Raw genomic sequence first — 16794 nt, forward strand, 5'->3', positions numbered from 1 at the left:
GCCCGGACGTCATTCCTGCGGGATCAGGCGAGCCAGCTGCGCGGCGTTGACCTGCGCGTAGTCGCGGTAGCAGTTGTTCATGACCGCGTGGAGCGTGTCGGCGTCCTCGGCGAGGCGCCGCAGCCTCGAGGCCCATTCCCGCAGTTCCCCCTCGCGGTAGAGGTAGCCGAACCGCTCGTGGATGTCCTTGCTCGTCCACTTCTCCGCATGGCCGTGGAACCGCACCACGGACAGGTCCGCGGTGGCGGCGAGCACGGGCGGGACGGAGTCGGGGTAGCCCTGCGGCATGTCGACGCACACGTACGGGATCGCGTACGAGGTGAGGAAGTCGAGCGTCTCGGCCTGGTTCTCCCCGCTCATCCAGGTGTGGTTGCGGAACTCGACGCAAACCCGCAGCGGAGCGCAGCGCGCCTTGCACTCCAGGATGTACTGCTTGTTGCGCTTGCCGATCGGGAACCAGCGGGGGAACTGGAACAGGACCGCGCCCAGCCGGCCGGAGTCGTGCAGCGGCGCCAGCGCCGTCACGAACCGCTCCCACACCTGCTCGACGAGTTCGGGGTCCACGTCGCGCAGGTAGACGTTCCGCCTGCTCTCGCCGAGACGTTCCCGCAGGTCCTTGTAGAGCGCCGCGGGCCTGGTCGGGTGCTGGGTCAGCAGCGAGAAGGCCTTGACGTCGAAGGTGAACCCGTCGGGCGTCCGATCACGCCACAGCGCGGCGGTGCTCTGCGCGGGCGGCGCGTAGTAGGTGGAGTCCACCTCCACGATGGGGAACCGGCTCGCGTAGCAGCGCAGCCTGTCCTGCGCGGAGGTGACGTCGCCGGGATACCATCCGGACTCCAGCAGCGTCTTGTCGGTCCACGAGGCGGTTCCCACCAGGATGCGGCCCATGTCCGTACCCCTACCCGAGCCCGCCCGACGCCGTCACCTCGTCGCGGCCCTGCTCCGTCCAGCGTTCCGCGTCGCCGCCCACAGCACCAGCGCCGCGCAGCTGAACGCGGCTCCCAGTGCGCACACCCCCGTCCATCCGGCCGCCGCGTACAGCAGTGACGAGCCGATGGCCCCGAGCGCGCTGCCCGCCGAGTAGAAGATCATGTAGCCGCCGATGATCCGGCTCCCCGAGTCCGGCCGCACCGCGTAGATGAGCGTCTGGTTGGTGACGTGGACCGCCTGGACGGCGAAGTCCAGCAGCACCGTTCCGGCGCCGAGCGCCCACAGCGACTGCTGCGTGAACGCCAGCGGCACCCAGGACACCGCCAACAGCCCCAACCCGATGCCTGTGGTCCGCTGCGCCAGGCCGCGGTCGCTCCACCGTCCAGCGGCACCCGCCGCCAGCGCGCCGGCCGCCCCTGCCAGCCCGAACGCGCCGATCGCGGTGTGCGACAGCGACCACGGCGGCTCGCTCAGCGGCTGCGCGACGCTGCTCCACAGCGTGCTGAACGCCGCGAACAGCAAGAACGCCAGCAGTCCGCGCACCCGCAGCAGGGGCTGGCGCGCGAACAGGGTGACGGTCGACCACACCAGCCGCCAGTACGGCACGCTTTGCGCGGTTTCACCGCCGATTGGCAGGGCACGGTGCAGCGCCACCGCCACGGCGGCGGTCAGCACGGCCGAGGCGAGGTAGACGGCGCGCCAGCCGGCGAGGTCGGCCAGCAGCCCTGACACCGTGCGAGCCAGCAGGATGCCGGTGATCACCCCTCCGGTGACCACCCCGACGACGCGTCCTCGTTGGGCCGGCCCGGCCAGCGACGCCGCCGCGGCGACCATCGTCTGGGTGACGACGGCCGACAGCCCCACCCCGCACATCCCCGCGAGCAGGACGGCGGCACCGGGCGCCAGCCCGACGGCCAGCAGCGCCGCCCCGAGCAGGGCCAGCTGGACGGTGATCAGGCGGCGCCGGTCGAGCAGGTCGCCCAGCGGGACCAGGAGGAACAGGCCCAGCCCGTATCCGAGCTGAGTGACGCTGACGATCGCCCCGATCGTGCTCGGGCTCAGGGAGAACTGCTCCCCGAGAGTGACCAGCAGCGGCTGCGCGAAGTAGACGTTGGCCACCGCGCTGCCGCAGGCGACGGCGAACAGCAGGATCAGCCGCCGGGGCGGCGCGGACGCCGGGCCCATGCCCACGGTGCGCTCGCCTCCGCGCGTCGACGCTTGGTTGTCGCGGGCCATCAAGCACCCACCTTCCACTCGGTTGCATGTTGCTACCTGTCAGACCGTAGCCAGAGGAGGTAGCATGTTGCAACCGAAGAGGGAGAGGACACCATGGTCACCCGGACGAGATTCGACACCGATTCCTGCCCCGTCGCCCGGTCGGTCGACGCCATCGGCGACTGGTGGTCCCTGCTGATCGTGCGCGACGCCTTCGACGGCAGCCGCCGCTACGGCGAGTTCCAGCGCAGCCTCGGCATCGCCAAGAACATCCTCGCCGCCCGGCTACGCGCGCTGGTCGAAGCCGGAGTCATGGACGCCGTGCCCGCGTCGGACGGCAGCGCCCACCGCGAGTACGTCCTCACCGAAAAGGGCCGGGACCTCTTCCCCGTCATCGTCGCGCTGCGCCAGTGGGGCGAGGCGCACTGCTTCGACCTCGGCGAACCGCACTCCCGGCTCCTCGACCGCCACCAGGGACGTCCGCTCCGTCCGCTGGAGATCCGCACCGACGACGGGCGGCCGATCACGCCGGACGAGACGGTCGTGGAAAAGCTCGAGGACGCCGCTCCTTGACGTACCGGGTGACGATGACACCGGCGCTCACCAGGGCGGCCACCCATACGATCACCAGCGCCCAGACCGCCGCCGAGCGTACCGTCAGGCCGAAGCCGGGCGGCAGGAAGATCATCTGAACGGCCGCGCCGACCGGCACCGTGAGCTTCGCGACGAGACCGATCAACCCGGGGCGCGTGATGCTCGCGCCCACGGCGCCGAGAGCCGACCCGAGCACCAGGCTCGCGAGCCACCAGAAACGCGTCTCCTGCCCGTACCAGGCCAACGGTTCCGCCCGCAGGAGGGAATCCACCGAGTAGTACGCCGCCGTGGCCGCCGCCAGGGCCGCCACACCCGAGGCCGCCCCTCGGGCGAGCCCTCCGGCCGGCCACCCCACGAGCACCGCCAGGGCCGCCCAGGCCCAGCCGGCGTCCAGCAGCAGGCTCACCACCTCCGCGCCCTCGGCGACCCACGCCCGCCCCGCATTCACCAACGCGCCCCCGACCTGCCCGAACGGGGAGGAGACGTCGTTGACGAGGGAGGTGATCGCGCCGAATGCCAGGCCGAGCAGGAGGGCGCCCACCACGCTGCGAATGCTCTTCACACCGGGGAGAATAGTGGCGCGCACGATCTGCTCGGCGTCACGCCAACCCTGACAGCCGCGACGTGCACGCAGCCGGCCGTTACAGCAGAAGCGCGCCCGCGCGTTTCACGGTACGGATGATCGGGGCGGTCTCCATCTCGTTGATCCCCTCCAGCGAGGCGATCCGCTCGGTCAGGAACCGTCCGAGCTCAGCGGTGTCACGGCAGGCGAGTGCCACCAGCAGGTTGGTCGGCCCTGTCGTGAGCGCGGCGAAGGACGCCTCGGGCTGCTGGGCCAGGGCCTCGGCGATCTGGACGACACGGGCGGGCTGCGCGTTGATCCACAACCGGGCTTCGACGGGGAAGCCGATCGTGGCCGGCGCCAGGTCCAGCTGGAAACGGAGGATGCCGGCGCGGCGCAACGTGGCCAGGCGGCGCTTCACCGTGGACTCCGACCAGCCGGTGACCGAGGTCAACTCGGCGTAGGAGGCCCGGCCGTCGCGGTTCAGCGCGTGCAGCAGCGCCTTGTCGCCTTCGTCCAGTTCGACCGGCCCATCCGGAGGCTGCACCGGTTCCGGCGTCAGCCGCGCCGCCTGCTCGGCAGGCAGCCACTCCAGCCCCTTCCACCCGGTGGGCAGCTGGAAGCCGCGCAACAACAGGTGCGCGGAGACCGCGATCACCCGGCTGGTGCGAGGCAGCTTGTGCAGCAGCAGGGCGTCCTGGTCCTGGGCGCTGCGGGCCTGGACGCTGCAGGACACCTCGGTTCCGCCGGACAGCAGGTACACGAACGAGGTGTCCTCCCGGTCGGCCAGCGCGCGGGCCACCGGCGCGGCGGCGTCGGGGGTGCAGCGCAGCCGGATCGTCCAGGCCACGTACCCGAGCGGGGCGCCGTAGACCGTGCCCACCACCCGCAGCAGGCCCTGCCCGCGCAGCTTGCGGTAGCGCCGTGCCACCGTGTTCTCCGACACGCCCAGCACCGCGGCGATGTCCCGGAAGGCCGCCCGTCCGTCGAGGTGCAGCGCATGAACCAGTCCACGGTCGACGGAATCCATCCAGTGAGCGTAGTGGAATGACGGTATCCGCGATCAGGGGCGGCTCGCGCTGCTCACCGTGCTCGGCACGCAGGTGCTCACCGAGTAGCCAAGCGTTTCCTAGCCCTTGATGGCGCCCCGGGTGATGCCGTTGACGAAGCTGCGCTGGAACGTCAGGTAGACCAGGACGATCGGGGCGATGACGATCAGACTGGCCGCCGCCAGGAGCGGGATGTCCGTGGCGTACTGGCCGACGAAGAGGCCGAGGCCGGCGGGCGCGGTCCGCCGGTCCGGGTCCTGCATCATGACCAACACCAGCAGGAACTGGTTCCACGACCACATGAAGTACAGCACCGACAGGGTGGTGATCGCCGGCCAGGAGATCGGCAGCAGCACCCGCACCAGGACGACGAGGTCACGCGCGCCGTCGATGCGGGCCGCCTCCACCAGCGTGCTCGGGACGCCGGAGAAGTGGGCTTGCATCCAGTACACCCCGAACGGCATGAACAGCGCCGCCTCGGCCAGGACGATGCCGAGGTAGGAGTTGGTGAGCCCGACTTCGCGCAGGTTGAAGTAGAGCGCCACCACCACCAGCTCGACCGGCAGCGTGAGCCCCAGGACGAACCCGGCCGACAGCGTCCTGTTGCCCCAGACCTTGAGAATGGTCAGCCCGTACGCGGCGAGCGTGGCGAGGACGAGCGCGAGCGGCACCACGCAGACCGCGATCAGGACGCTGGAGAGCATGAGGTGGCTGAAGTTGCCCCGTTCCCAGGCGAGCGTGAAGTTCTCCCACGACCAGCGCTCGGGGATGCTCAGCCCGCTGATCTGGGCGCCGGGGGAGTGCAGGGCGGCCAGGATGATGCCGGCGAACGGCAGCAGCACCATGACCGCCAGCACGATGAGGATCGCGTACCGGACGCCGACACCGCCGCGCATGCTCACCCCCTGTCTCTCGTGACGTATCGGATGGTGCTGACGACGGCGACCACGAGCACGGTCAGCACGACGGCCAGGGCGCTGGCGCCGCCAATGTCGCCCTCGTTGAACGCCAGCCGGTAGACGAGCAGAGCCGGTACGTTGGTCTGCCCGGCGGGGCCGCCGTTCGTGGTGACGAAGACGAGGTCGAAGCTGGCCAGCGCGGCGATCGTGGTGATCACGCCGGCGATCGTGATCTCTTTGCGGACGCCGGGCAGGGTGACGTGGCGGAACTGCCGGTACGATCCGGCGCCGTCGAGGGTGGCCGCCTCGTAGAGCGACGGGTCGATCTTCTGTGCGCCGGCGAGGAAGAGCATCATGCAGAGCCCGCTCATGATCCAGGTGCCGATGAGTCCGAGCGCGATGAGCGCCAGGCCGTAGTCGCCCAGCCAGGCGCGGGTGAGCGTGCCGAGCCCGACGACGTCGAGCAGCTGGTTGACCACGCCGGACTCGCTGTAGAGCCAGCGCCAGGTGATGCCGACGGCGACCAGCGGCAGCACTTGGGGGAGGAAGAAGACGATCCGGAAGAACGTCATGCCGCCGCGTACCTTGCCCATGAGCAGGGCTGTCATGAGCAGCCCTGCGGCGATGGGGATGAAGGAGAAGAAGACGATCAGTACGAGGCTGTGCAGGATCGCTTCGTAGAGCGCCGGGTCCTGAAAGATCTTGGTGTAGTTGCCGAGGCCGGCCCAGGTCGCGGGCAGGATGCCGTCCCAGTTGAGGAACGACAGGCGCAGCGTGTTCAGCGCGGGCCAGAGGGCGAAGCCGAGGTAGACGGCGAGTGCGGGCAGCACGTACAGCCAGCCGCGTAGGCGCCGTCCCCGCCCGCTGCTCGGGTTATCAGCCATGGTGCTGGTCCCATGCCGACTGCAGGGAGCGCAGGAAGTCGTCGGTGCTCGTCTTGCCGCTGATGAGGCCCTGGACGCCCGGGGTGAGCTTGTCGATCATGCCGGGTGACGCGAAGTCGGGGAACGGGACGATTCCGTTGTGCTGTGCGACCGGCGTGAAGGCGGCCGCGATCTCATGGGGGAGGGCGTCGCCGCCCAGTTCGGCTTTGGCGTCGACCGGCATGAACCCGGCCTCGAACTGGATCTTCGCCGCCTCGGGGGAGCTGAGGTAGTCGAGGAACGCGGCCGCGACGTTGGGGTGCTTGGTCTTCGACGAGATGGCGTAGGCGACGCTCGCCCCGGAGGCGACGTTCTTCGGCCGCCCGGTGGTGGAGGGCAGCAGGAAGAAGCCGACGTCGTCGCCCATCGCCTTCTGCAGCGCGGCGGCGGCCCAGTTGCCGGTCACGAGGAAGGCGCTCCTGCCCTGGGCGAAGCCGGCCTGCGCGTCGCTGTCGGCCGTGGCGTTCGCCGAGGCGGGGATGTATCCCTTGTGTACCCAGTCGGTCAGTGTCTGGGCGGCCTTCTGCGCGCTCGGGGTTTCGATGGTGGCCCCTGGCTGGCCGTACACCCAGGAGCGGTAGGCGTTGACGTCGCCGAGGACGTTGAGCAGCGCGTTCCAGATCTGGAACCCGCCGACCTGGAGGGCGCCGACGCTCAGCGGGGTCTGCCCGGCGTCCTTCGCCTTCTGCATCGTGGCCTCGAACTCGGCCAGTGTTCTGGGCACCTGTTTCACGATCTTCTTGTTGTAGAAGACGCCGAGGACGGACAGTGCCCCGGGTGCGGCGTAGAGGGCGCCGGTGCCGAACCGTTTGGCTGTTTTGTCGGAGCTGAGGACTTCGAGGCTGGCGGGCGGGAAGCGGCTGTTCCAGCCGTAGGCCCTGGCCCAGGGGCCCAGGTCGAGGATGAGTCCGGCCGGGACGAGGGCGTTCATCGCGCCGGGGTTGTACTGGGCGATGTCCGGTGGCTGGTCTGACGACATCGCCAGCTTGATCGACTTCACGTAGTCGTTGAAGGGGGTCCGCTGGGGTTTGATCGTGACGTTCGGGTGCCGTCTCATGAAGCCGTCGATGAGCGCCTTGGTGGGCGGGTCGTCGGTGTAGGCGAGGGTCAGGGTGACCGGTTCGCTGGGGACGGTGGTCGAGGCCGTGACCTGTCTCGCCGTGCCGCCGTTGGAGCCGCCGGTGCCCGCGCAGGCAGTCAGCGTGATCGCGGTGCCCACGGTCACGAGCCACCGAACTGGTGCCGTCATCCGCATGCCCTTCTCCTTACCGCCCACCTGAGTCTTTATCGGGTCTCGTGGTGGGCGTTTCACGCCAGGATGTGGCTGCTCGGCTGGTCGGTACCCAGGAAAGCGATCAGTTCGGGGTTGACGAGAGCAGCCGCGTCACCCGGTTTCCGATCGACAGGTCGAGCATGCGGAGCACGCAGGACGACACGGTCGCCGAGGCCACGCTGCACGACACCGCCTCAGGCACCGTCGTCACCGAGCGCTTCGATCTGGTGGTGGGCGCCGACGGGCTGCGCTCCACCGTACGCAGTCTGTCCTTCGGCCCGCAGGAGTACCTGCACCCGCTGAACTACATGATCGCCGTCACCCTGCTGGACGAGCCGATCGAGGGCTTCGGCCTGCACGAGGGCCTGATCCTGGCCGAGCCGGGACGCTCGGCATGGACCTTCCCCTTCCGCAACCACCCGCCGAGCCTGCTGTTCTCCTACCGCACCGGCGACATCGACGCCGAGTTCGCCCGCCCGCCGATCGAGTCGATCCGCGCCGCCTTCGGCCCGCAGCCCGCAGGGCCCCTGCTGGAGAGCTTGGCCGGAGGTGAACTGCTGGGCACCATGCTGCGACGGCGCCCTGACGACCTGCCCGGCGCGCTGCGGGCGTGGGAGGCCCGGATGCTCCAGGAAGCAGGCGACCCCGGCTGATCGCGCAGCGCCGGATCATCCCCGGCAGGTTGCAGTCCCTCATCTTCGTTCCGTCGAGCGTCACCGACACCGGGCGGACGTTCTCGCCCGCCGAGGCCTTCGTGGCGTTCGACACCGCGGCCCGCTACCAGGACCTGTGCGGGTGTCCGGGTGTGGCGCGGTCGATGGGCCGGGCCGGTTGCGCGCTGGACGACGCAGCAGCCGAAGCGTTGAACAGCACCGTCGAGTACGTCCACCGCCACCGCTTCCGCACCAAAGCCGAAGCCCGCCTGAAGATCGCTACCTGGATCGCCGACTTCTACGACACCACCCGGCGGCACAGCGCCGGCGACGGGCTGCCGCCCATCACGTGATCGACAACAGGACAGCCTCAGCGTCCCTGCTGAGGACCGCTGTGGCAGTGGCCGTCTGCACGCTTTCAGGGGATTGACACCGAACAGGTACCCCACCAACCGGTCAGACCAGCGACGACAACACCTCGCGATGGTCGCAGCCGCCACGCTGATCGCGCGGCAGACCTCAGCCCACAGCACGAAACCGTGTTTTCGAGCGGGACCCGCTTCCGCGCGCAGGGCCACTCCAGAAGACGCGGGACGACAGGACGGCCCTGTCGGTGGATCCGGCCGTCGTCGTTCCGAACCAGCTCTCAAAGTCACGCACACCCGGTTGCTGCTGCTTTGACCTCTCGGCGGGGCGTCATCTGTGGTCAGGGCGCTGAGCCGGACAAGTCGGCGTCGATCCATGGCGCGGCTTCCGCGGGGGTGGCGTTTGCCAGGACGCTACACCCGGGATTGCAAGTATTCAATGAAAGTTTTCGCTCGATCGGTCAGAGTGGATTGTCGGGCCGTTCCAGGGCGTAGCCGCCCCGCCTCAGTCGCCTTGCTGGAGCAGGTGTCGTCCGGCCGCATCGGGACGTCGAGCCGCCGACGTGTCAACGTGTGGGTCCGCCCGGCCGATGTCATCGGATCCCGGCGCGCGTGGACGGCAGCGCCCAGCCGGCACCTGGTTCGGGCATAGCTGGGCCAGGAGCGTAGCTAGCATCGTCAAACTAAACAACTGTTGACATCGATCTTTGTGAAGTGCTCAATAGGCAACACAGATCAACTTCTTCCAACGTTCGGCGTACCGATGAAAGGACGTCACCGTGCCCACCCAGCACGTCCGGTGGCGGCTCGCCCTCACCCCCTCGCCCACGCACCCCTGTGTCACCATCGCCGCGATGGCCTCGTGCGGCACCACGCGGAACTCCCTCAATTCCGGCTAGCGACTCGGGGCCGGCGACGAACAGCCGAAAGGACGACACTCCGGCACCGCATCGACGGTCCGCACCATCGCCTCGCAACCGGGCGGCCCGTCGCCTCGATCTCCCCGCCCCTGCCGGTCGCGAAGCAGCGTCGGCAAGCAGACCTGAGCGACAGCACACCACTCAGGTGACCTCGCACGGCCGGAGGTACCCCGGCCGCACTTCGGCATCGACGCAATCACGGGCGGTCCACCCGCACTCGCCGATGGCAGAGCCCTGGAGCCGCCCTGCGCTGCCCGGGGTGGCCGAATTCCTCGGCAAGGTGACCGGCGGCATGCAAACGCAGGTCGTCCGGACCGCCAACGGCTGCCGGCACCGCTCTGCCCGGCACGTTTCACAGCAAACCAGATGGCGGGCGAAGGTCTCGAAACTCCGAATTTATTGAAAGGAATCGATCGCATATGCGTCGATTTACTTGTGCACTGCTTGCCTTATTAGCATCGACTCTCACCGTACTTGTCTTGCCCGGCGTACCTGCCGAGGCGGCGGAGCCGTACGTCATCGAAGCCGAGAGCATGACGCTGGCCAACTTCACGACGGCCACCGTCAACCACACCTCTAACGGCGCGACAATCGAGACCGTCACCTACATCCAGGGCGTGTCAGGGCAGACGAGCACCGCTACCAAGACCTTCACCGGCACCGCCGGAACCTACGACCTCATCACGCGCTACAACGGCAAGACCGCAAGCGGAGTGACGTATACGATTTCCGTGAACTCCGCCACCGTGGATTCGTGGGCAACGTCGCAGCGGAACGGCGGCGACTACACCGATCCGGTGAACATCGACACCCATACCTCGAGCAAGGTCACGCTCAACACCGGTGACACCATCAAGCTGACGGCCGCGTCCGCCAGCGAGACTCCGCGCGTCGACAAAATCACGATCCAGCCGTACACGGGGCCACCGACCAGCGCGCTGACCATCGATTCACCGAACGCGACGCTGAACGACGGTTTCAACTGGGGCAAGAATCGGGCCTTGGGCATGACGTTCTACCCGGGGAACCCGATGATGGGCCACGAACCGGAGTGGTGGCGCCTCAAGGATTCCACGCACACCACGATGGTGCCCGGCTACTGGGGTTCCTACGTCAATCGGGAGGCCTTCTACAACCGGGACATCGCCCATCAGTCGGATGGCGCGCACGCGCTCGGCCTGGACGCCCAGACATTCAACATGCTGAAGACGTTCGCCGGCGATGCCGACGATCCGGGCCAGAACGGTTGGCCGTTGTGGGCGCACAGCTCCTACGGGAGCATGTACTACGTCGACGGCACGGGCTTCCGGGAATTACCGTCGCCGTTCAACGTGATGGCCAAGGCGTACAAACAGTACCTGTGGACGGGCAACTCGAACTGGATCAACGACCCGACCCTTTCGGCGTACTACGACTCGACCATGGGTTCGTTCCTGACCAACCACGAGGTGACGTGGAACGACGCGAACCCGTCCAGCGAGCAGCCGGTGGCGAAGAAGCAGACCGGGGAATACACGGCGACATACTTCGAGTTTCCGAATGAGAATCTCGTCTCCGCCGCCGATGCGCTCGGGTACCAATACCAGTCGATGCTGGCGTATGCGGCGATCCTGAAGGCGAAGGGCGACAACGCCAACAGCACGAAGTGGGCCGATCGCGCTCAGCGGATGCGTGACTACTTCGAGAAGAACTGGTGGGACGCGTCGAACAACCGGTACATCCGCGGCAAGGACGCCGGCGGCACGGGCTACAGCAGCTGGGGGCACGAGGCCAGCTTCCTGATGATGCTGACAGGGCTGGGCGATCACGGCGCCAGGACCAGCGGTTACCTGGATTTCATCGCCGCCAACGATGACGACTTGAACGTCGAGGCGACCTCCTATCTGCCGGAGATGTACTACCAGTACAACCGGTCTGAAGAGGGCTGGTCGTGGCTCAAGAAGCTCATGACCGGTAAGAACGGTTACCCAGAGATCTCGTTCATGGCGGTCAGCAGCACCATCGACGGCATGATGGGCGTGCAACCGGATGCCCCGAACAACAAGGTGGCCACCATCCCGCGGTTGACGTCCGAGGTGCCCTGGGTGGAACTCAACCACCTCAAGGTCGGCGGCAACGACCTGAAGCTCAAGCACACCGGTACGACGACGTCCACGCTGACCAACAACTCCGGCGGCACCATCAACTGGGAAGCCCAGTTCTACGGAACCCTCGCCACGATCAACGTGAACGGCACCGCGCAGACGCCGCAGACCAAGTCGCTGTACGGCCGGACGGTGTCGTACGTGACCGTGCCGGTGGCCAGCGGTGCGTCCGTGACCGCGACCGCCGGAGCCGCAGGGGGCGACACCACGGCCCCCACCGCGCCGACCAACCTCGCATCGAGCAAGGTGACGTCGAACAGCGTGGCGCTGAACTGGACGGCGTCGACCGACAACGTCGGCGTGACCGGCTACAGCATCTACCGCGGTACCACGCTGGTCGGTTCGTCGACGGGCACGAGCTTCACGGCGACCGACCTTTCGGCCTCGACGCCGTACACGTTCACGGTGAAGGCGAGGGACGCTGCCGAGAACGTCTCCGGGGCCAGCAACGCGGTCAAGGTCACCACCGCCACCAGCGGAAACGGACAGACGGCCGCGCTGAGCGATCTCACGTGGGCCGATGCCACGAGCGGCTTCGGCACCGTTCAGAAGGACAGGAGCGTCGGGTCGAACCCCATCAAGCTGGCCGGGACCACGTACGCCAAGGGCATCGGCACGCACGCCAACAGCACCATCACCTACACCTTGAACGGCGGGTACTCGAGGTTTCAGTCGGATGTCGGCGTCGATGACGAGGTCAGCTCGAATGCGACGATCAAGTTCGAGGTCTGGGGCGACGGCGTCAAGCTGTACGAGAGTCCGGCGGCGATGACGCCGTCGAGCGCGACCCAGTCCATCGACGTCAGCATCGCCGGCGTGACCTCGCTGGTGCTGAAGGTGACGGACGCGGGCGACGGCATCAACAGCGACCACGCCGACTGGGCGAATGCCAAGCTCATCGGGGACACCCAAGCGCCGACGGCGCCGACCAACCTCAAGTCGAGCAACGTCACGTCGAACAGTGTGGCCCTGAACTGGACGGCGTCGACCGACAACGTCGGGGTGACCAGTTACGACGTCTACCGGGGGACGACACCGGCCGGTTCGTCGAAGGACGCGAGCTTCACGGCGACGGGGCTGTCGGCCTCGACGTCGTACACGTTCACGGTGAAGGCGAAGGACGCGGCAGGAAACGTGTCGGGTGCGAGCAACGCGGTCACTGTCACCACCTCCAGCGGTGGTGCGGCGTTCCTCAGCGATCTGAACTGGACCGGTACGCCCACGATCGGGTGGGGCACCATTCACAAGGACTCCAGCGTTTACGGGAGCCCCCTCACCCTGAACGGGACCACGTACGCCAAGGGCATCGGCACGCACGCCAACAGCACCATCACCTACACCTTGAACGGTGGGTACTCGAGGTTCCAGTCGGATGTCGGCGTCGATGACGAGGTCGGCGCGAATGCGACGATCAAGTTCGAGGTCTGGGGCGACGGCGTCAAGCTGTACGAGAGTCCGGCGGCGATGACGCCGTCGAGCGCGACCCAGTCCATCGACGTCAGCGTCGCCGGCGTGACCTCGCTGGTGCTGAAGGTGACGGACGCGGGCGACGGCATCAACAGCGACCACGCCGACTGGGGCGGGGCAAGACTGGTGCCGTAACACCGACGCCGAAGCCGGTGAGGAGCCCTCCAGGGCGGCTCGCCGGCTCGCAGGCGCGGTGACCGAGTATTCGAGCCCCCGCGGGGCCGGTGAGCCAGGTCCGCGCACCTCATCCTGGCCGCCGGCGCAGGGGACTGTACGGTCATCTGAGGCAGAGCCGAAAGAGAGACAGGGCCATCGGCTGACCCGCTGAATCCCCGACCGGGCGCCGCCACGGCGGCGTCGGTCCGCGCCGCCACGGCGGCGTCGGTCCCCGCCGCGTCTGCCCGGCGCGCCGACCCTCCGTGCCGGGCGGTAGCGGATCTTCGGGAGACTCGCGAGCGTTCAGGCCCCCTGGCCGGTCGCTGACGGCGGGAGGTCGCGGCGGCGCTGGGTGGCGGCGAGCGCGGCCCAGTCGTGCCGGCCGAGACCCGCGTCGACGTTGTCCTGCAGCAGAGTCCGCAGCAGGTTGCCGATGGGCAGGTCGAGCCCGGTGTCGGCGGCGGCGGCACGGGCGAGGTTGACGTCCTTGAGGCCGAGGACGGTGGAGAAGCCGGCCGGCTCGTACGCGTCCCGGACGATCCGGTCGGCATATCCGGAGTACACCGGCCCCGGCACGATCGTGGAGGTCAGCACCTCGGCGACGTCGGCCGCGTCGAGGCCGGCGCGCTCGGTCAGGCTGATCGCCTCCGACAGGGTCTGGATCGCCGAGGCGATGAGCAGATTGCCGGCGATCTTGACGATGATGGACCGGACCGGGTCGTCTCCCAGACGCCAGGTGCGGGCGCCGATGACGTCGAAGACCGGTTGGGCCGCTTCGATCAGCTCCGCCGGCCCGGCGGCCAGGATGTTCAGCTTGCCGGCCTCGGCGACCGGGACAGCGCCGAACACCGGAGCAGCGACGTATCCGACGCCGTGTCGCGCGTGCGCCTCGGCAGCCGTGCGCGTCAGGGTGGGGCTGACGGTGGCCATGTTGATGTGGATCGTCCCCGGGCGTGCTGCGGCCAGCACCTCGTCGCGCAGGAACACCTCGGTGACGGCGTCGTCGTTCGCCAGGACCGACAGCACGATGTCGGCCCGCAGTGCCTCGGCCGGAGCGGCGACGGCCCGCGCGCCCGCGTCCACCAACGCCTGGACCGGCGCCTGGCTGCGGTTCCACACCGCGACCTCATACCCGGCACTCAGCAGGTTCCGGGCGATGGGTGCTCCTATCGACCCCAGGCCGACGACGGCGATGCCGCTCATCTCGTACTCCTTCCTCGTGAACCATCTAAGATGGTTCAACTATGGCATGCGTGACCTACCTGAGGCGAACCGGCTAAACTGGTTCGCCTGAGAGGAGGGGGTGAGCATGACAGCCGTGCGCGGCCCCGGCGAGTTGTTCCGCCTCGACAACGAGTACCTCGCCTTCCGGTTCACCGCCACCCTGAGCGACCGCTACGGCGTGTCGTACGAACGCCTGACCGGCCCGGCGCGGCTGGCCGAGTGGCTGCGCCTGAACGGGCTCGACTGCTCCGAGACCGAGGCGACGCCCCGGGATCTCGACCTCGCGCGGCGGCTGCGCGAAGCCGTCCACCGTGCCGGCGCCGCCGTCGCCCGCCGCGAACGGATCGCGGCCGAAGACCTCGAGCTGATCAACCGGATCGCACGTTCCGGCCAGGCGCGCCGTCAGCTCCATCACGACGGAGCGCACTGGGCCACCACCGGCCCGCACCCGATCCGGGACGCGCTCGGCGTGATCGCCTCCGAGGCGATCGAGACCCTCGGCGGGGCCGACCGCGACCGCGTCAAGACCTGCGACAACCCCGACTGCCGTGGACTCTACGTCGACACCAGCCGCGGCCGGAACCGCCGCTGGTGCTCGATGAACACCTGCGGCAACAAGGCCAAGAAAGCCGCCATGGGCGCCCGCGCCGCAACCGTCGGATGATCTCAAGCAGGCGGAGCGCGCGAGGCTCAGGACTGCCCAGGTGATCCGTCTTCGGCGCCGCATGCCGACGCGACTTCACGCCGGAGTCGATCAGGGCTCGACCGCGTCACCTCATGACGGACGCCGGCGCGACGACACGCAGGTAGACGCACCAGAGCAGCAGCGGCCCCGCCATGCCCGCGACGACTCCGGATCCCGCGCCGCCGTCCCGGTGCGTAGCACGCGTGGCCACCACGGAGACCAGGACCACGGGGACGATCACATCCCACAACACGGGGACCTTGAACCAGGTGTCCACCACCGAACCGACCGTGACGGCCAGGACGCACGAGACCAGCCCGAGCCGCGTCCCCGCGTGCCGGAGTCCGGCGGCGGCCGCGGCGGCGCCGATGCCGCCGCCGGCGAGGGAGGCGAGGAGGGCGACGGTCGCGGGGGGCGCGCCGAGCGCCTGGACGTACTGCAGCGGCCCGGCCGTCACCGCGCAGCCGAGCCAGGCGGCGAGGGGGAGAGCCAGGAAGCGGCCGCGCCCGCCGGGGAGCGCGCCCGCGACCGCCGCGGCGATCACCACCGCGGCCGCGGGATACCAGATGGCGCTGGTGAGGTCGCGATACCAGCCCGGTCCGTCGTACTCGTGGTAGTCCTCCCACAGCGTCATCCCCAGGGCCTTGGCCGCGACGAGCTGCCCGCACCCGAGCGCGGCACGTCCAGCGCCGCTCGCCGTCAGCCGCTAACGTCCCGGCCCTGCCTCGTCGTCGCCGGTCAGCTCGCGCAGGCGGCGCAGCAGCGCGGCCTGGCGGGCATGGGCGCGGACGGCCAGCGCCAGCGCGGCCGCGACGAACAGACCGCCGACCGCCAGGGGCACGCCCAGGCCGGTGCCGCGCTGGACGGAGACGGCGCCCAGGGTCGCGGTCGTGGCGACGGAGGCGGTCACGGCGATCCAGGCGGCGATCACCCGGTCGGTGGCGAACAGCGGCACCCTGCGCGTCAGCAGCCAGCCGCCGTAGCCGGCCCAGGCCAGGCAGAAGACGGTGAGCAGCCCGAACGCCAGGTGGGTGCGGCCAGGCAGCGGACCAGGCTCGCTCCACCACAGCGCGGCCACGAACACCGTGCCGGCCAGCCCGGCCACCAGCGCCGCCACCGCCCGGACGCGCCTGCTCAAGGACAGCGACGGTTCCAGCCGCTCGATCATCTCGCGGGCCGACAGGCGCGGCTCTTCCTCGGTCATGGCCGGTATCCCTTCTCCTCCAGGTGCTCACGCAGCAGCCGGCGGGCGCGGTTGAGCCGGGACTTGACCGTGCCGGCGGGAATCCGGCAGATCTGCGCGCAGTCCTCCACCGACAGGTCTTCCAGGTAGAACAGGACGAGGATCTCCCGCTCCGGCAGCGGCAAGCCCGACAGGGCACTCACCAGCTCGGCACGGTCCACCGTGGCCTCGGCCGGGTCATCGGCGGCCACGCCGCCCGCCGCGAGCTCCTCCCTCTCCCACGCGTACTCGCTGCGCAGGCGGTCGGTCACCGATCGGCGGGCGATCGTGAACAGCCAGGGCGCGAACCGGGCGGGCTCCCGCAGCCGGGGCAGGCCGCGGACCACGGCCAGCCAGATCTCCTGGGTCACGTCGTCGGCCCGTTCGGCGTCCAGCATGCGACGCACGTACGTCCACACCGGCACCCGCCAGCGGGCCACCAGCTCGGCCACCGCCGCCCGCTCGCCCAGCTGGGCGCGCAGCACCAGCAGCTCATCGGTCATCTCATCCTCC

Annotated in this window: 16 protein-coding genes; 5 read left to right on the forward strand and 11 right to left on the reverse strand. The window is 69.1% G+C overall.

The features are described 5' to 3' along the window. Window positions 1–9 precede the first annotated feature (9 nt). Both ABT294_RS17890 and ABT294_RS17895 read right to left on the reverse strand, forming a co-directional pair. A complete protein-coding gene (locus ABT294_RS17890; RefSeq protein ID WP_350806877.1) occupies window positions 10–888 on the reverse strand; it encodes a DUF72 domain-containing protein in 879 nt (292 codons plus the stop codon). 33 nt (window positions 889–921) lie between these two features. Continuing rightward, window positions 922–2166 carry an MFS transporter gene (locus ABT294_RS17895; protein WP_350806878.1) on the reverse strand — a complete coding sequence of 415 codons (1245 nt, stop codon included), beginning with the start codon at window positions 2164–2166 and terminating at the stop codon, window positions 922–924. Window positions 2167–2259: 93 nt separating this feature from the next. Here ABT294_RS17895 and ABT294_RS17900 point away from each other — a divergent pair, with 93 nt between their 5' ends. Continuing rightward, window positions 2260–2718, forward strand: a complete 459-nt coding sequence (locus ABT294_RS17900) for a winged helix-turn-helix transcriptional regulator (RefSeq protein ID WP_350806880.1) — start codon at window positions 2260–2262, stop codon at window positions 2716–2718. Here the strand turns inward: ABT294_RS17900 and ABT294_RS17905 are convergent. The 5 genes from ABT294_RS17905 to ABT294_RS17925 form a co-directional block, all read right to left on the reverse strand. Beyond that, window positions 2669–3301: a hypothetical protein gene (locus tag ABT294_RS17905; RefSeq protein WP_350806881.1), complete on the reverse strand. Its 633-nt coding sequence runs from the start codon at window positions 3299–3301 to the stop codon at window positions 2669–2671. The two genes, ABT294_RS17900 and ABT294_RS17905, sit on opposite strands and share 50 nt — an antisense overlap. 79 nt (window positions 3302–3380) lie before the next feature. Beyond that, window positions 3381–4331 (reverse strand): Lrp/AsnC family transcriptional regulator, encoded by a 951-nt coding sequence (locus ABT294_RS17910; protein ID WP_350806882.1) that lies wholly within the window; start codon window positions 4329–4331, stop codon window positions 3381–3383. Between the two features lie 99 nt (window positions 4332–4430). Further along, window positions 4431–5246 (reverse strand): carbohydrate ABC transporter permease, encoded by an 816-nt coding sequence (locus ABT294_RS17915; RefSeq protein WP_350806885.1) that lies wholly within the window; start codon window positions 5244–5246, stop codon window positions 4431–4433. A 2-nt stretch (window positions 5247–5248) separates the two neighbouring features. Beyond that, window positions 5249–6133, reverse strand: coding sequence for a carbohydrate ABC transporter permease (locus tag ABT294_RS17920; protein WP_350806886.1), 885 nt, complete (start codon window positions 6131–6133; stop codon window positions 5249–5251). Beyond that, entirely contained in the window at window positions 6126–7421 is a 1296-nt protein-coding gene (locus ABT294_RS17925; protein ID WP_350806888.1) for an ABC transporter substrate-binding protein, read from the reverse strand. The genes ABT294_RS17920 and ABT294_RS17925 overlap by 8 nt, the downstream gene beginning before the upstream one ends. Window positions 7422–7585: 164 nt before the next feature. Between ABT294_RS17925 and ABT294_RS17930 the strand changes: the two genes are divergently transcribed. The 3 genes from ABT294_RS17930 to ABT294_RS17940 all read left to right on the forward strand — a co-directional run bounded on the left by ABT294_RS17930 (window position 7586) and on the right by ABT294_RS17940 (window position 13129). After that, on the forward strand, window positions 7586–8098 hold the full coding sequence (locus ABT294_RS17930) for a Rossmann-fold NAD(P)-binding domain-containing protein (RefSeq protein WP_350806891.1): 513 nt from the start codon (window positions 7586–7588) through the stop codon (window positions 8096–8098). Between the two features lie 29 nt (window positions 8099–8127). After that, entirely contained in the window at window positions 8128–8451 is a 324-nt protein-coding gene (locus ABT294_RS17935) for an integrase core domain-containing protein (RefSeq protein WP_350806892.1), read from the forward strand. 1411 nt (window positions 8452–9862) lie between these two features. Beyond that, a complete protein-coding gene (locus ABT294_RS17940) occupies window positions 9863–13129 on the forward strand; it encodes an NPCBM/NEW2 domain-containing protein (protein WP_350806893.1) in 3267 nt (1088 codons plus the stop codon). A 324-nt stretch (window positions 13130–13453) separates the two neighbouring features. On the opposite strand, the gene ABT294_RS17945 is transcribed toward ABT294_RS17940, so the two are convergent. Continuing rightward, complete coding sequence (locus ABT294_RS17945) at window positions 13454–14392, reverse strand: NAD(P)-dependent oxidoreductase (protein WP_350806895.1); 939 nt, start codon at window positions 14390–14392, stop codon at window positions 13454–13456. 67 nt (window positions 14393–14459) lie between these two features. On the opposite strand from ABT294_RS17945, the gene ABT294_RS17950 reads away from it, so the two are divergent. Further along, window positions 14460–15038: a CGNR zinc finger domain-containing protein gene (locus ABT294_RS17950; protein ID WP_350806896.1), complete on the forward strand. Its 579-nt coding sequence runs from the start codon at window positions 14460–14462 to the stop codon at window positions 15036–15038. A gap of 106 nt (window positions 15039–15144) precedes the next feature. On the opposite strand, the gene ABT294_RS17955 is transcribed toward ABT294_RS17950, so the two are convergent. The 3 genes from ABT294_RS17955 to ABT294_RS17965 all read right to left on the reverse strand — a co-directional run bounded on the left by ABT294_RS17955 (window position 15145) and on the right by ABT294_RS17965 (window position 16784). Beyond that, entirely contained in the window at window positions 15145–15693 is a 549-nt protein-coding gene (locus tag ABT294_RS17955; protein WP_350806898.1) for a hypothetical protein, read from the reverse strand. 72 nt (window positions 15694–15765) lie between these two features. Next, entirely contained in the window at window positions 15766–16263 is a 498-nt protein-coding gene (locus tag ABT294_RS17960) for a hypothetical protein (protein ID WP_350806900.1), read from the reverse strand. Beyond that, window positions 16260–16784: an RNA polymerase sigma factor gene (locus ABT294_RS17965; protein WP_350806902.1), complete on the reverse strand. Its 525-nt coding sequence runs from the start codon at window positions 16782–16784 to the stop codon at window positions 16260–16262. The genes ABT294_RS17960 and ABT294_RS17965 overlap by 4 nt, the downstream gene beginning before the upstream one ends. Window positions 16785–16794: the final 10 nt, after the last annotated feature.

This window comes from Nonomuraea sp. NPDC000554, from assembly GCF_040300065.1.
Lineage (GTDB): Bacteria > Actinomycetota > Actinomycetes > Streptosporangiales > Streptosporangiaceae > Nonomuraea.

Coding starts and splice junctions, on each gene's coding strand:
- ABT294_RS17890 (WP_350806877.1), bottom strand. CDS start 888: ATGGGCCGCATCCTGGTGGGAACCGCCTCGTGGACCGACAAGACGCTG.
- ABT294_RS17895 (WP_350806878.1), bottom strand. CDS start 2,166: ATGGCCCGCGACAACCAAGCGTCGACGCGCGGAGGCGAGCGCACCGTG.
- ABT294_RS17900 (WP_350806880.1), top strand. CDS start 2,260: ATGGTCACCCGGACGAGATTCGACACCGATTCCTGCCCCGTCGCCCGG.
- ABT294_RS17910 (WP_350806882.1), bottom strand. CDS start 4,331: ATGGATTCCGTCGACCGTGGACTGGTTCATGCGCTGCACCTCGACGGA.
- ABT294_RS17915 (WP_350806885.1), bottom strand. CDS start 5,246: ATGCGCGGCGGTGTCGGCGTCCGGTACGCGATCCTCATCGTGCTGGCG.
- ABT294_RS17920 (WP_350806886.1), bottom strand. CDS start 6,133: ATGGCTGATAACCCGAGCAGCGGGCGGGGACGGCGCCTACGCGGCTGG.
- ABT294_RS17925 (WP_350806888.1), bottom strand. CDS start 7,421: ATGACGGCACCAGTTCGGTGGCTCGTGACCGTGGGCACCGCGATCACG.
- ABT294_RS17930 (WP_350806891.1), top strand. CDS start 7,586: ATGCGGAGCACGCAGGACGACACGGTCGCCGAGGCCACGCTGCACGAC.
- ABT294_RS17950 (WP_350806896.1), top strand. CDS start 14,460: ATGACAGCCGTGCGCGGCCCCGGCGAGTTGTTCCGCCTCGACAACGAG.
- ABT294_RS17955 (WP_350806898.1), bottom strand. CDS start 15,693: ATGACGCTGTGGGAGGACTACCACGAGTACGACGGACCGGGCTGGTAT.
- ABT294_RS17960 (WP_350806900.1), bottom strand. CDS start 16,263: ATGACCGAGGAAGAGCCGCGCCTGTCGGCCCGCGAGATGATCGAGCGG.
- ABT294_RS17965 (WP_350806902.1), bottom strand. CDS start 16,784: ATGACCGATGAGCTGCTGGTGCTGCGCGCCCAGCTGGGCGAGCGGGCG.